Origin of the sequence: Streptococcus sanguinis, from assembly GCA_013378335.1 — a bacterium.
Lineage (GTDB): Bacteria > Bacillota > Bacilli > Lactobacillales > Streptococcaceae > Streptococcus > Streptococcus sanguinis_I.
In genome coordinates this window covers 373,524-387,236 of record CP040556.1, presented here as the reverse complement: position 1 = coordinate 387,236, position 13,713 = coordinate 373,524, and the positions used below count along the sequence as shown (strand labels likewise).

The following is a 13,713-nucleotide window of genomic DNA, read 5'->3' as shown; positions in this document are numbered from 1 at the left end:
TATTTTTTCTTTTTTTATTATAGTATAGGCCTTCGTATTCTTTAGATAAAGAAGAGGGAGAACCCGGTTTCCCACTATGATAGACAGCTGCTCACTTTGAAGTCAGCATCTAATCAACTATAGAGACTTAACATGAACTTTGACGGCACTGACACATCCAAGAACAATGAACGGATAATGGAGCCAATAATTAAGACCAAACTGTCCGGATAAAGCGGCTTTATTAATAGCGATAAGGGCTTGCACAATATTGCCTTCCCCTTGGTAAAAAGAATTGGTATAACCGATTTGAACAGCTAAAAAGCTCATCGTTAAAGTAAAAAAGAAACTTGCCACAATTCCTAAAACAGAAATCCCTTTGACAAACTTTTCATAGCAAGCAATGCTAAATAGCAGTGTAAATCCTGATATAAATCCCATAGCCAAGGATGCTCCTGCCAGGAAGAAGACAAGGCATGCACCAAGCAAGCTAGTCAAGAAAGCCCCGACAATCCCCAGGAAATAATGTATTTTCTGCGGACTTTGATGAGGAAGGGAACGCTTTGTCACCTTATCCTGTGAGATGGAAATCATCCGCTCATAGCTAGATGGCGTGAGAAAGAGCCAATCTCCTTTGAACTGATACAAGTCTACATCTCCGGTTTCACCGGTTTTCTCACAGGCGCTCACCAGCCCTTGCTCCTCAAAGTGGCGGGTGCAGTCTTCGATAGCCTCCTCCAAAATATCCGGCAGCAGATCTCGATCCTGATCAGCCAAAATCTGACAGGCTAGGCTATAGCCAGCTCTCTCAAAATCAATCAAGACCTCAGAATCGTTGATTAGAGCTTCCAAGACATCTCGACCAATATAGCCCTGCTCACATCTGACTGAAAAGAAAATCGCAAATTCATCGCCATCTGTTATGGTCTCTAGATAAAAAGCATAATCCCTTCTACGGCCATATATAATGCCGCTCTCTTTATCAAAATCCAAACCTAAATCAAGGGCCAGCTCAGCTAGCTCTCTTTTATTCATAACCTAAATAATCTCCTTATAATCCCCTACATTTCAAGCATCCAGCTAGACTCAATCCCGCAAACTCCTACTCGGAAACTGAATAGCTGTCCTTTACGATGCTTTCTTAAAAGCTGTTTCAAATCTAGCTTTTTAATTTTTAAAGCTGTGAATAGGCGCTGGAATCTGACCACCCCGCGCGATAAAGGCTGCTGACGAAGCCTGATTGACCTTCATGACCGGAGCTGTTCCCAAGAGCCCGCCAAATTCAATCATATCGCCTTCCTTGCCCTTTGGAATAATCCGCACAGCTGTCGTCTTTTGATTGATAACACCAATCACCGCCTCATCCGCAATCATGGCCGCGATGGTTTCAGCAGGTGTCGCTTCTGGAATGGCAATCATATCCAAACCTACCGAGCAAATAGCTGTCATAGCTTCCAACTTTTCTAGATTGAGCGAGCCATTCTGTACTGCCGCAATCATACCCTCGTCTTCTGACACAGGAATGAAAGCACCAGACAGTCCGCCAACCTGATTGCAGGCCATGACACCGCCTTTTTTGACTTGGTCATTTAGCAGGGCGAGTGCCGCTGTCGTGCCATGAGTGCCGACTGTTTCCAAGCCCATTTCTTCCAAGACACGGGCCACTGAGTCTCCGACTGCCGGTGTTGGAGCCAGACTCAAGTCAACAATCCCGAACTTGACGCCCAGACGCTCGCTAGCCATCTGACCGACCAACTGACCGATACGGGTGATTTTGAAGGCCGTTTTCTTGACCGTTTCAGCGACCACGTCAAAGCTCTCACCACGGACCTTTTCCAAGGCTCGCTTGACAACACCCGGCCCAGAAACACCGACATTGATGACCACATCTGCTTCACCGACACCATGGAAGGCGCCTGCCATGAAAGGATTATCCTCCACCGCATTGGCAAAGACGACCAGCTTGGCCGCACCCATGTCAGAAAGCTGGGCTGTTTCCTTGATAATGCGCCCCATATCCGCAACTGCCGTCATATTGATGCCAGTCTTGGTCGAGCCGATATTGACAGAGGAGCAGACCTTGTCTGTCTCAGCCAAAGCGCGTGGAATAGAATTAATAAGAATTTCATCCCCTTTTTGATAGCCCTTTTGGACCAAGGCAGAGAAACCACCGATAAAGTCAACACCGATTTCCTTAGCTGCCTTGTCTAAAGCCATAGCCAGAGGCACGTAGTCAGCGCTGTCTGTCGCTGCCCCAATCAGGGAAATCGGAGTCACTGAGACCCGCTTGTTGACGATGGGAATCCCAAGCTCTGCAGCAATTTCATCCCCAACTGCCACCAGGTCTTTCGCTTTGGTCGTGATTTTTTGGTAAATCTTCTCCGCCGCCCGATCAATATCTGTGTCAATACAGTCCAAGAGTGAAATGCCCATGGTGATGGTTCGAATATCAAAATTCTGCTCCTCAATCATGGCAATGGTTTCTGTTACTTGTCTAATATCCATCCTTCACTCCTTAGATATTGTACATGGCATCAAAAATGGCTGCGCTTTGAATGTTGATTTTGACGTTGAGCTCTTGACCGAAAGCTTCAAACTCATTGCGAAGAGCCGTAAAATCTTGCTTTTCATCGCTTGACACCAAGGCCATCATGGTGAAATATTCCTCCAAAACAGTTTGGGAAATATCGTCAATATTCAGCCCCAACTCCGCAATCTTAGTGGAAACTCCGGCTACAATCCCTGTTTTATCTTTTCCGACAACGGTAATAATTGCTTTCATGCTTGGCTCCAATCATTTTTAGTTTGTCTCATTGTAGCATAAATTCGAGGATTTTGTATACTATTTCAGAAAATAAAGACAGAAGGTTCGGATATTGCAAATAGCACCCGGAACAAGGAAGATTCCCCTATGCTCAGCAAATTACTGAATTACCAAGTTTCCTTTTCCTTTAGGGTTCTTGCTTTTAAGACAAACATTTAAAAATCACACCTCCCAAATAATGCGGGGTGTGATTTTAGTAATAGGTGCTGCTATTTTTCAACATAAGTATGAAGCGGATAGGTCGGATAGGCCAACTCTCGCGCTATCCGCGAGGTGAGCTATAGATACATCTATTATCCTTACAAAGAAAATTCAATCTTTAATAGAAGTCTCCAAAAAAAATGCGATTCTTTTATAATCTTATTATAAAGTATAATCTCACAGCTTTTAAATTGGCTTCATAACAACTCACAAAAAACTTCAGCAAGGAATTTCTTTCTAAATATCCCCCTTAAACCACAATACTTGCTTAGTCATTTTGCTTTTTCGCTCTTTTCTTATAAAGAGCATCTAATTGCTCCTCATAATCCCAACGAAGTTTTGAGCGCTCCTCACTGATATCATCAATTTGCTCAAGAACATCTTTTCGAAACAACTCTGCATTAGTATCCATTTGAAAAATATCGGTATACGCCTCCACAGGCAGTTCTCCGTTTGCTATTCGGTAAACTTCATCTTTTAATTGCTCTGTCGTATGAAGGACATAAGACAAATTGTCTTCTAAATATTCCTCTTTTTTCTTTAATTCCCTCATCTTTTTATCAAACTGTTCATCCAGTCTATAAATTTCTGCATTCATCTGTATCACCTATAACTAACTTTTGATTGGACTTGTTAATTCTGGTTTTGGCATTTGGGATAGATAGTCTTTGGCTGCATTTGCTGCTTGACCTTCTAGCCCATCCGTGATATTCGTATTATATGTGTTTTTAGCATAATCTTGCAGTTCTTGTGCTTTGGTATTTAAGGTTTTTTGAAGCTCTCCTCTCTGAGACTTAGCAGCCGCTACAGAGGCTGTAACAGCTGCTCTTATAGCTGCTCTTTGTTGACTCTTCAATATTTCTATTATAATATTTTCACTTATTTTTTCTGCCATAATTACCCTTTACTTATATCATTTAAACTTGACTACAATCAAGACAAGGCTGCCAAAATATCTGCAGCATTTTGAGCATCTACTTGCTCAAGATTTTGTGCACACTGAATCATAGTTTGAGAGAAATTAGTTATCTTTGTTTCAAATTCTTTTAAATGACTGATATTTGATTCGTTAATCCCTGAATCCCACAAGTTTTCAAAGGTCAATTCAGACATTAGCTCCTCTATCTCCGAATCAGACAATAAAACACCTAAAACCTTAATAGCACTTCTGCTATACTCAATAAATCCCTTAAGAATCGATTCGGCATCAGCCAAGGCAGTTTTCACTTCAGATATCTTTTGTTCAATATCTGAGCCTGCTAGTTCTACAGCTGTATACAGTAACTGAGTCCTCAGCAAAATGCGCTCGTTGTAACTACCTGCACGTTTGATTCTCTCGTGTAAGTTATTCGGATTATTAAGATCGAGATTCTTTCGATCCCAAGCCAAGGACTCCTTCTTGGCATCCTTGATGATTTTTGCATATTCCTTTTCATAATTTTCATATATTTCTGTGAGCTTACCTCTGTTATAAAAATATTCCACGCTTCTTCCCAGCTCAACCCCAATTTTTCTTTTATCTCAAGTACACTTTTTAAAATCTCTGATTGGTTTCTGCTCTTAAAACTATCTTGTAGTTGTCCCGCTAATCTACTAAACTCGCCCGGACTCATGGTTACTAGTTTTTCAATCACTTTTTCTGGAACATATTTTTTTATATTTTCAATGCTCTTTTTGTTTAATTCCGCAAGTTTATGACCTGCTTTCCATAACTCAGGATGATAGTCTTCAGAAACCTCCAAGAGATTTCCCTTACTATCTATCTGATAAGCTCCAAGGTCATGGGAGGAATGTTTATCCATCATACTTGTATATTCGATTGGAACTACCACTCTGACATCACCAAGTTGCTGTTTCCAAGGTTTATCACGATTGAGCATACTAACAGGATCAAAGGGATTAACATAATAAATTGTTTTAGCATCTAATTGTGGAATTTTATCGCCATAACCTGCTTTTTCCAGACTCTTAGTAGGGTCCGGACCATCAAAAAGAACAATCCGGCCAACCTTATTCAACTCTTTCTCATTAAGCCCTGCAACCCCTTGTATCGAAGTCATAGTCCCCAACGAATGAGCCGTTATATCCATCTTGGCATCTGGTGCTGCATATTGGTTTAGTTCAGCTATTTTTGCCTTCATGCCCTCAGTAGCATGCTTGGCTTGAGGAATAATCGCGTCTGTTAAAGCAAAAGCTGCATCATTGTAAATCCAGTCTTGGAAGTTGAAATCGCTAGGGTTGTATGTCCGCAAGTATTCAACCCAGTTCTTTTGTGCCTCAGCTATATCAATTCCGAAACCATCGCTTCCACGAACAGCAAAATAGGTCTGTTTGGTATTTTGGTTAATCGTATCTGTATCCGTGACATAGTAGGCATTGTAGCCTGTCTTTTTGTCTTCAAGCAGTCCTTCATTGTCAGGTTGAAGATAAACCTTCCCTTGGTTGGGGAGATCGGTACCACCGCCTTGGGTAACTTGTCCTTTGTTATCTTTGGCATCTTTAGAGAAGTCAAATTCGATTGATTTGCCTGAATCAAGTGTTTTTCGACTTTCCGGATCCAATTGTTCGTATGGGAACTTGTTGGGTCTATCTCTATAAGCTGACTCAGCTAATGAAGCATATATATTATCAAAACTTTTTAAATTCCAATTAGGCAAATAATCTACCCCCTATTCTGATGTCGGATCCTATATACATTCCATCTATATTTAATGTATTGTCATCATTAATTGGGATATCTACTCCCCAACCCGATTCTTCAATATTATTGATACGCCCAAAAACATTAATGTAATACTCGGGATTTGTAAGACCGCCATCACTCCATTGCGTCTCTTCCCAATCAATCTGAACTGATTCAACTTTCGGACTTTGAGCTTTTACCAAATCTATAATTTCTTGCTCATGATTTTTTAGATAAGCAAGCTGTTTTTGCTTGATTGCTTCTTTATCATCTTTGGTAGCCTTTTTTGAAGAAGCAACTTTCTTATCTTGTTTATTGTTTTCTTTTTGAGTCATGGTACATCCTCCTATGCTTGCTAGCGCTACAATTGATGCGACGATTGCAAGTATGATTTTCGTTCGTTTAGTCATAGCTACTCCTTGTATTGTTTTATTAATATTATACCGCTAATTTTTTTGTCTAGCAACACCAAGAAAGTTATTAGCTCTATTTCTAAACATTTTGCTAATGTCACACTGAATAACTTCAAAACCGTATCTGTGACATAGTAGGCATTGTAGCCTGTCTTTTTGTCTTCGAGCAGTCCTTCATTGTCAGGTTGAAGAAAAACCTTCCCTTGGTTGGGGAGATCGGTACCACCGCCTTGGGTAACTTGACCTTTTTTATCTTTGGCATCTTTAGAGAAGTCAAATACTAAAGACTTACCAGAATTAAGTATCTTTTGTTCTTCAGGAAGCAATTGTTCAAAACTAAATCCATTCGGTCTATCTCTATAGGCAGATTCTGCTAATGAAGCATATATATTATTAAAATTCTTCAAATTCCAGTTAGGCAAAAAGATCACCTCCTATTCTTAGTGGATTACTAAGAAACATTTCATCCATATTTAATGTCCCATCATCGTTTATTGGAATTAATGTTCCCCAACTTGAGCTCTCAATATTATTGAAACCTCCATAAATTTGTAACATTTTTCCTCCACCTTGAGGAGTACCATTACTCGCTTCACTCCACCTAACATCATCCCAATCAATCTGAACCGATTTGACTTTTGGACTTTGATCTTTCACATAATCTATAATTTCTTGTTCATGCTCTTTGAGATAAGCAAGCTGTTTTTGCTTGATGATTTCTTTATCATCTTTGATAGCCTTTTTTGAAGAAGCAACTTCCTTATCTTGTTTATTGTTTTCTTTTTGAGTCATGGTACATCCTCCTATGCTTGCTAGCGCTACGATTGATGCGACGGTTGCAAGTATGATTTTCGTTCGTTTAGTCATAGCTACTCCTCGTATTGTTTTATTAATATTATACCGCTAGTTTTTTGTCTAGCAACACCAAGAAAGTTAAAATTTTTCTTTTTAAACTTTTGGCTGTCGCCTTATTGGATGGCCAACAGAACTGTATTCATGACATTGATTTACCTAAATCAAATATTATCCAGCTTTCCAAATCTAATTATTCATATGGAAAATGATTAGGTCTATCCCTATAGGCTGATTCCTCTAATGAAGCATATATATTATCAAAACTTTTCAAATTCCAATTAGGCAATCGGTTTACCTCCGATACTTATGTAATCACCCATAATCATTTCTTCAAGATTTACACTTTCATCATCATTAATCGGGATATCCACTCCCCAACCCGATTCTTCAATATTATTGATACGCCCAAAAACATTAATATAATATTCGGGATTTGTAAGACCGCCATCGCTCCATTGCGTCTCTTCCCAATCAATCTAAACTGATTCAACTTTCGTACTTTGAGCTTTTACCAAATCTATAATTTCTTGCTCATGATTTTTTAGATAAGCAAGCTGTTTTTGCTTGATGGCTTCTTTGTCATCTTGAACAGAACCTCTTATAATGGACAGTATAAAAAAGTACACTATACTGTTCTTATAAGGAGGTTCTTTTCTTATGGCAAAAAAAGGAAGTCAATTCACTACATACCATCCAGATTTTAAACTCCAAGTAGTAGAAGATTACTTAAGTGGAAAAAGTGGAGGACTGACATTAATTGCACGAAAATATGGCTTAAAATCCAAAACTCAGGTAGAGAACTGGGTTAAAAAGTATCGCAAAAATCCCGATCTTCTGAAACAAGATTTACGAGGGAAATCATCTACCAGTCGTCCAAAGTCTGTCAAACTAGAAGATATGACATTAGAGGAACAAAATAAATATCTTAGGATGGAAAATGATATTTTAAAAACTTTAAGGGCACTCCTCAAGAAGTGAAAAGTGCCCAATATCGAGTGGTTCACAAATTAAAAGATCGTTATTCAATAGTGGCTATGTGGTGTGCTTATTTTGGATTTCCTCGCTCGTCTTATTATCTATGGCTAAAAAATGGCAAACCAGATTATAAAGCGTTTGATTGGAGGTTAGCTGAACACATTACAGCATCTTTCAAAGAGCAGCCTAAGGGCTATCGCTATCATTGGCGTCAACTCCAACGCCGAAAAAATATCTATCATAATCCCATAATCCGAAAACCATTCATCACAAAAATGGACGGATGTTTCTAAGTGTCATAAAAGACTTATATGACAACTCTATTCTAGCCTATCAGCTTTCCGATTTCAATGATAGTCGTCTTTTTTTTGATAATTTAGATTTGGTCTTTAATGAAACATGGGATACGACCCAATCTTGTATTCTCCATTCAGATCAAGGCTTTCAGTATACAAACGTCCAATACTTAAGAAAATTGGATGCCTACGGCGTAACAATCTCTCACTCAGGAAAGGGGAACTGTTATGACAATGCTTGTTGTGAGAATTTCTTCTCTCATTTAAAGAGTGAGTCACTTAGCCTTCTCAAACCAGAAACTAGAGATGAGTTAATCCAACAAATTGGCTACTATATTCAATGGTATAACTTTGATAGACCGCAAGAAAAATTAAAAGGTATGACCCCTGTGGAATTCAGGAAGTCCTACCTTCATCAATAATGTACTTTTTTTACTGTCCAGTTTAACTGGGGCTTGACAAAAACACCCATCCTTTTTATGTGCAAATAACCATTGCTTAGTACCTTAGTCTTCTTGCTTCTTCCTTCCAGCTAGAAGACCCATTCCCAGAAAAGCTAAACCAGCCAGAGGCAGAAACTTGTCTTCTTGAGTGCCAGTCTTAGGCAGAGCTGAGTCGGGAGCTAGCTGCAATCTTGGCGTCGGAATAACTTTTCCTTCCTCACCTTGATTGAGAACTTGAGGCTGGGCTATTGTCAAAGGCTGTTTAGCACTTTCAACCACCACCTTGCTGCCAACTTCTACTAGTTCGTCAACTGCTAGAGAGAGCACTTCCTGACCGAGGACGGTTCGCTGACCGTCCAAGACTTCTACAAAGACTCGCTTTTGACCCTTTTGGCCAGCTACAAGTATCCGCCGCTGCCCTTGTTCCAGTTCTGGATTTTCCTGTTCTCGAGTCTGATATGCAATTTCTTCCATTACGATTTCTAAGAATGGCTTTTCTTCCACTAGGTCCTTTATCCCTTCTTCCGGAGTGACCTGATGACTTGGTTTCAGAGCCAGAGCATCAAGAGCTGTCTTCAGATCCTGCTCTGCTCTATCTAAATCTGCCTGCTCCGCTTTTTCATCTGCCAAGAGAGACTGGGCTCGAGCCAAGGCTGCCTGGTAAGCCTGAACTGTCTCATCTGTGTAGAGGCTCGGATTTAGATTAGCCGTACTGTCTACCACTTTCTGCAGAGAAGCCTTATTAACTGCTGGCGCATGAAGATTGATCACAAAGAAATTACGAACTTCCAAGTCCCCATCCCAGAGTCCCAGACCGACGTAGGCATCATTATAATAAGGCTCAACCGTATCAAATTGGTGGTTCAGGTATTCTACACCGTCCACAGTTACACTGACACCATTTTTAGTTTTCACTAGCTTAACATGGTGGAACTGGCCGTCATTAAGATGCTTGCCATTCATGCTACTTTCTGCAATCGTCTCTCCCATAAAGCGGTAGAGTCGAATCTTATCATTATCGCCAAATTGAATAGAATAAGCATTGCGAGGATCAACATTTTCAGACGCATAGAAAATATTAATCAAGCCTTTTTGATACTTGAGATCCACATCCAAGTTATACTCAGGGAAAGGAATCTTCTGACCACCCATATAATAATCATTGGTGCTGGTATTCTGATTATAGAGACTTTCACCGTCGACATACCACTTACCGGAAACAGCTTTTAAATCTGGAACATTGGTCTTAAAGTCATTACGGCTGATATTGATGGTGAAGACCTTGGAAAGGCTTGGATTTTCCTTAGAGGTTGCCGTTACCTTGACCACACCCCTTTGCAGAGCAGTCACTCGCAGCTTATTGCCATCTTCCGTGACAGAGACCAGGTCTGGCTGATCAACACTCCAGCTGACCGCTTGAGAGACACTTGCTGGCATGACATATGCTTTCAAATTCAAAGTATCGCCGACATAAAAATTATTTGTTACAGGAGAAGCCTGCACTAGTTCCAGTGGTTTGGTCACTGCCTGTTTGTCTTTCCAAATTCCCTTCAGCGGATAAAGAGCAATGTCAGCCTTAGCAGCACCACCTTCTACAAACACACTAGCCGCAAGGCTATTTGGCGCAGGGAAAATCTGATTGGCACCCGCCACAGTATATCCTTTGGCAAAGACTTCTAGGCTGGAACGATCTACGTAGAGATGCAGATCTATGCTGCCATCAGCATTGCGCTTGACGGACTGACTATCCACCTGAGCAAATTTATTACTGAGAAGAATACCAGACTGGCTGCGGTCAATAGAGAGAGTTTCCTTTTCTAAATCATAGATAACTCTAGTCACTTCTCCATCTCCAACCCGTAGGTTAAAACCGACTTTCTTAGTCGTTTCACTCGGCCGGAAAGTAGAGACAATTTCATACTGATCACCGGAAAAATCTTTCAACAGCTCATTCTTCTCACTAACTTCCACGTCTTTATACAACACAGTGTCTTCCTGACGCAGAGATTGATAAGCTGTAATTGGCGTCTGAGTCAGCCGATAGCTGCCGTCTTGCTTGATAAGGCCTAGTTTGAGGTTAAGATTGAAGGTTCCGTTGAACTTCTGACCAACGGTATCGGCTACCAGATTACAGTAGTCCTCCCAGGTATTCATCCAGTTAGACTCGATAATGTCAGGTAGGGTTGGATTAGCCTTGCTGCCGAAGTCCTGAACGTAGTAAGTCATGGCCGCATAAGAGTCTTTACCAAAGTTCATGACCTGATCAGCCTGAGCAAACTCAGCATCTGGGACGAAAGTCCACTTGCCCTCCACCTGTCTAAAATCACCGACCTTATAGGAGCGCCCGCCACGGGACAGGACCCACTTAAGGCTACCATCGTCTGCCAGTAGAGGATAGAGATCTGGACACTCCGTGTGGAGATCTGCATAAGTTGACTCCACCTTCCAATTACGCAGATTATCAGACGAATAAATTCTAAGCGGTCCGCCTGCGACGACCATAAACCATTTGCCCTCCCAACGGAAAACCTTGGGGTCACGAAAATCCTGAGATTGCAGTGGATCATCCGTCCAGTCAGCTGCAATTTGATCAAGCTTCGTCCAAGTCCGGCCCTCATCTTTACTGTAGGCTAACTTGATGCGCTGACCATTTCCGTCGGCAGTAATCAGCGCGACTAAACCGCCCTGGTCATTGTCAAACAAACCAGAGGAATTGGTGGTATCTGCTACGATAGAGCCTGAGAACATAGCCCCATTAGCATCCGGATAAAAGGCAATCGGCTGTTCTTCCCAATGAATCAAATCCTTGCTGGTTGCATGGCCCCAGTGCATAGGCCCCCACTTGGTATCGTCATAAAACTGATAGAAGAAATGATAGACTCCCTTATAATAAACCAGCCCGTTGGGATCATTGGCCCAACCGTCCTTGACCGAATAATGATACTGACCGCGATAGAGCTCATTGTAGTATACCTCATCTGCCTGCCGACGATGGACATTGAGTCGGTAAGTCAGGCTGACCTCCTGCCCATCCTCATCGGTCACAGTGCTGCTCACAGCCAGATAGTTTGCCCCCACTGCCAGCGGAATATTCTTCAAATCACTATAAACCCTACCTGCAGCATCAGTCACGCTTACCTTAGCAGCGGGATTTTTCGCTACGACAGTCAAGTCTACAGTCTCAGCATCATGCTTGACATACTGGATAGTGATAGGGGCAGTAAACTGACCTTTCTGCTCCACTTTCCCAACCGAAGAAGTCACCCTTATATCCTCCAACTCGGGATTAGACTGAGGAGTGATTTCTTTATAAAAAGTATTTTGAAAAAGCAGCTCACTATTCCAGTTAAGTAAGCCAAAATAACCTTCTGACAGATAAGTATTCTGCCCCTTATCATCTCTCTGAAGCGTGTAATCTCCTGAGCTGGCCACTAGAATATCATTGACATAGTAGGATACCCAAGAGCCAATTGAAACGACCTTGAGCCGATATTTATTATCATCCGTTGGCTCTATATGCTTTTCATTGATAAACTGATAGTCACGCCCGCCTTGCCAACGCCAAAACTTCACATTGTTGCTGCCACCATCAATATTAACTGCATAGCTGCTCTTGTCATCCGGATTATTATTACTGCGGAAAATGAGGGCTGCCGCCCCTTCCTTACTGAGGAAAGTTACATCCGTTGAGTAAACAAAATCCTTGCCCTGACTTTGAGAGTAAAGGAAACTATCACCTTTGCCTCTGGCATTACTATAAAGACCTTGTTCCCGGACTTCCCAAACTCCATTTTTGTCTCCCTTGGCTGCTGCCAAATTAGTATTGAAGCCTGACTGTTTATCTACAGTCTCTACGGCAGGGAGCTTTTCCGAAGCAACTTCCTTCGCTACTGGCTGTTCGTCTTCTTCCTGTTTACTCTCTTTAGCATTTGCTGTGACTTGATCTTCCTTATCAGCCTTTTGATTGGCTGACTCTACTGCTGCACCCTGAGCATCTGCTTCCGTCGCTGCAGTTGTAGCAGTCTCTCCAGCTACAAGATTTTCTGTCTTATCGGCATTCCTTGTAGGAGCGGCTGTTTGCCCGCTCTCAGCCTCCAAGACAGCTAAAGAATCCGTCTGCAAGACCTGAGCAGGAGCTGGATTAGCCTTACCCTCATCCGCATAAACCACTCCGCCGTTATCTAACAAAAAAGCTCCAAAAGCCAGCAAGGCACACCCAAACACCCAACGCTTGCCGCTTTTTCTCATAAACCAATTTTTACACACTTTTTCCTGATAATTTTTCATGACACACCTCAATATTCTAAAAATAAAATCAGACTCCTCACAACCAAATCACTGCTACATAACGCACTCCTTTCACCTTTTCTTGTTCAAAATGAACACTTTGTTCAGCACCTAACTCCTTTATAAAAAAGGAGCAATCTCAATAATCTAAATATAACAAATTTTTGTAAGCGCTTCACCTAACGTTTGTCACAAAAACAAAATGACAGATGTCATATTTTAGAAACGAAGAAAAAACAAAAAGCCTCCAAAACGGAAAGCTTTTGTTTGTTTTAAATTTATTCTGGATAGGATGCTGCCAGCTCGTTCTTTAGATATTCTGCCAGATGCTGATGAGCAAAAATTCCTGCTTTTTCTTCTGCTATAGGATTATAGTTGGTATTGGTGTTCACATCATAGACATAGATCTGACCTGTCTCCGACTCTACCCACTCAATAGCCGCCACATCAATACCAGCCTGAGCTAGAAATGTCTCGTAAGCCTGTCTTTGACTAGCAGGCAGCGGCTCTGTGATTTGAAACTTATCCGAGGTCTCTAGCTGAGCAGGCCTTTGCCCAATCTGACACCCATCTGCCGGACAAAGCTGAAAACCATCTGATGAATCGATGGACACTGTATAAAGAAACTTCTGGTTGATAAACTCCGAACGACGAATGCGACCATCCGCAGGCTTGATATAGGCCTGAAGCAGGGTAATCCCATCCACAGAAGGCTCAAAAGCAGGGCTGTCTACATAGGCTTCCAACTCTTCCTCAC

10 protein-coding genes and 5 pseudogenes are annotated in these 13,713 nt (G+C 41.5%); 2 read left to right on the top strand and 13 right to left on the bottom strand.

The window, feature by feature from the left end; genetic code table 11:
- Positions 1–117: 117 nt before the first annotated feature.
- The 11 genes and pseudogenes from FFV08_02115 to FFV08_02065 all read right to left on the bottom strand — a co-directional run bounded on the left by FFV08_02115 (position 118) and on the right by FFV08_02065 (position 7,584).
- Positions 118–1,014, bottom strand: coding sequence for a hypothetical protein (locus FFV08_02115; protein ID QLB51571.1), 897 nt, complete (start codon positions 1,012–1,014; stop codon positions 118–120).
- 132 nt (positions 1,015–1,146) lie between these two features.
- Positions 1,147–2,484: a PFL family protein gene (locus FFV08_02110; GenBank protein ID QLB51570.1), complete on the bottom strand. Its 1,338-nt coding sequence runs from the start codon at positions 2,482–2,484 to the stop codon at positions 1,147–1,149.
- Between the two features lie 10 nt (positions 2,485–2,494).
- Positions 2,495–2,761 (bottom strand): ACT domain-containing protein, encoded by a 267-nt coding sequence (locus tag FFV08_02105; protein ID QLB51569.1) that lies wholly within the window; start codon positions 2,759–2,761, stop codon positions 2,495–2,497.
- Between the two features lie 511 nt (positions 2,762–3,272).
- Positions 3,273–3,602: a hypothetical protein gene (locus tag FFV08_02100; protein QLB51568.1), complete on the bottom strand. Its 330-nt coding sequence runs from the start codon at positions 3,600–3,602 to the stop codon at positions 3,273–3,275.
- 15 nt (positions 3,603–3,617) lie between these two features.
- A complete protein-coding gene (locus FFV08_02095) occupies positions 3,618–3,899 on the bottom strand; it encodes a hypothetical protein (protein QLB51567.1) in 282 nt (93 codons plus the stop codon).
- A 38-nt stretch (positions 3,900–3,937) separates the two neighbouring features.
- Positions 3,938–5,661 (bottom strand): annotated as a pseudogene (locus tag FFV08_02090) (hypothetical protein).
- Positions 5,654–6,097, bottom strand: a complete 444-nt coding sequence (locus FFV08_02085; protein ID QLB51566.1) for a hypothetical protein — start codon at positions 6,095–6,097, stop codon at positions 5,654–5,656. Before FFV08_02085 ends, FFV08_02090 begins: the two are co-directional and overlap by 8 nt.
- Before the next feature lie 122 nt (positions 6,098–6,219).
- Positions 6,220–6,522: pseudogene (locus FFV08_02080) on the bottom strand (hypothetical protein).
- Entirely contained in the window at positions 6,515–6,967 is a 453-nt protein-coding gene (locus FFV08_02075; GenBank protein QLB51565.1) for a hypothetical protein, read from the bottom strand. The pseudogene FFV08_02080 and the gene FFV08_02075 overlap by 8 nt, the downstream one beginning before the upstream one ends.
- 187 nt (positions 6,968–7,154) lie before the next feature.
- Positions 7,155–7,241: pseudogene (locus FFV08_02070) on the bottom strand (triacylglycerol lipase).
- Positions 7,234–7,584, bottom strand: a pseudogene (locus FFV08_02065) (hypothetical protein). Before FFV08_02065 ends, FFV08_02070 begins: the two co-directional pseudogenes overlap by 8 nt.
- A 28-nt stretch (positions 7,585–7,612) precedes the next feature.
- Between FFV08_02065 and FFV08_02060 the strand changes: the two are divergent.
- Positions 7,613–7,933: a transposase gene (locus tag FFV08_02060; GenBank protein QLB51564.1), complete on the top strand. Its 321-nt coding sequence runs from the start codon at positions 7,613–7,615 to the stop codon at positions 7,931–7,933.
- 259 nt (positions 7,934–8,192) lie between these two features.
- Positions 8,193–8,685: pseudogene (locus tag FFV08_02055) on the top strand (DDE-type integrase/transposase/recombinase).
- A gap of 47 nt (positions 8,686–8,732) precedes the next feature.
- Here the strand turns inward: FFV08_02055 and FFV08_02050 are convergent.
- Positions 8,733–12,956 carry an LPXTG cell wall anchor domain-containing protein gene (locus FFV08_02050; protein ID QLB51563.1) on the bottom strand — a complete coding sequence of 1,408 codons (4,224 nt, stop codon included), beginning with the start codon at positions 12,954–12,956 and terminating at the stop codon, positions 8,733–8,735.
- A 278-nt stretch (positions 12,957–13,234) separates the two neighbouring features.
- Complete coding sequence (locus tag FFV08_02045) at positions 13,235–13,402, bottom strand: hypothetical protein (protein QLB53260.1); 168 nt, start codon at positions 13,400–13,402, stop codon at positions 13,235–13,237.
- Positions 13,403–13,713: the final 311 nt, after the last annotated feature.

Bases quoted from the DNA above. Each gene is read 5' to 3' on its own strand.
- FFV08_02100 (QLB51568.1), bottom strand. From the start codon at position 3,602: ATGAATGCAGAAATTTATAGACTGGATGAACAGTTTGATAAAAAGATG.
- FFV08_02085 (QLB51566.1), bottom strand. From the start codon at position 6,097: ATGACTAAACGAACGAAAATCATACTTGCAATCGTCGCATCAATTGTA.
- FFV08_02105 (QLB51569.1), bottom strand. From the start codon at position 2,761: ATGAAAGCAATTATTACCGTTGTCGGAAAAGATAAAACAGGGATTGTA.
- FFV08_02115 (QLB51571.1), bottom strand. From the start codon at position 1,014: ATGAATAAAAGAGAGCTAGCTGAGCTGGCCCTTGATTTAGGTTTGGAT.
- FFV08_02050 (QLB51563.1), bottom strand. From the start codon at position 12,956: ATGAAAAATTATCAGGAAAAAGTGTGTAAAAATTGGTTTATGAGAAAA.
- FFV08_02095 (QLB51567.1), bottom strand. From the start codon at position 3,899: ATGGCAGAAAAAATAAGTGAAAATATTATAATAGAAATATTGAAGAGT.
- FFV08_02075 (QLB51565.1), bottom strand. From the start codon at position 6,967: ATGACTAAACGAACGAAAATCATACTTGCAACCGTCGCATCAATCGTA.
- FFV08_02060 (QLB51564.1), top strand. From the start codon at position 7,613: ATGGCAAAAAAAGGAAGTCAATTCACTACATACCATCCAGATTTTAAA.
- FFV08_02110 (QLB51570.1), bottom strand. From the start codon at position 2,484: ATGGATATTAGACAAGTAACAGAAACCATTGCCATGATTGAGGAGCAG.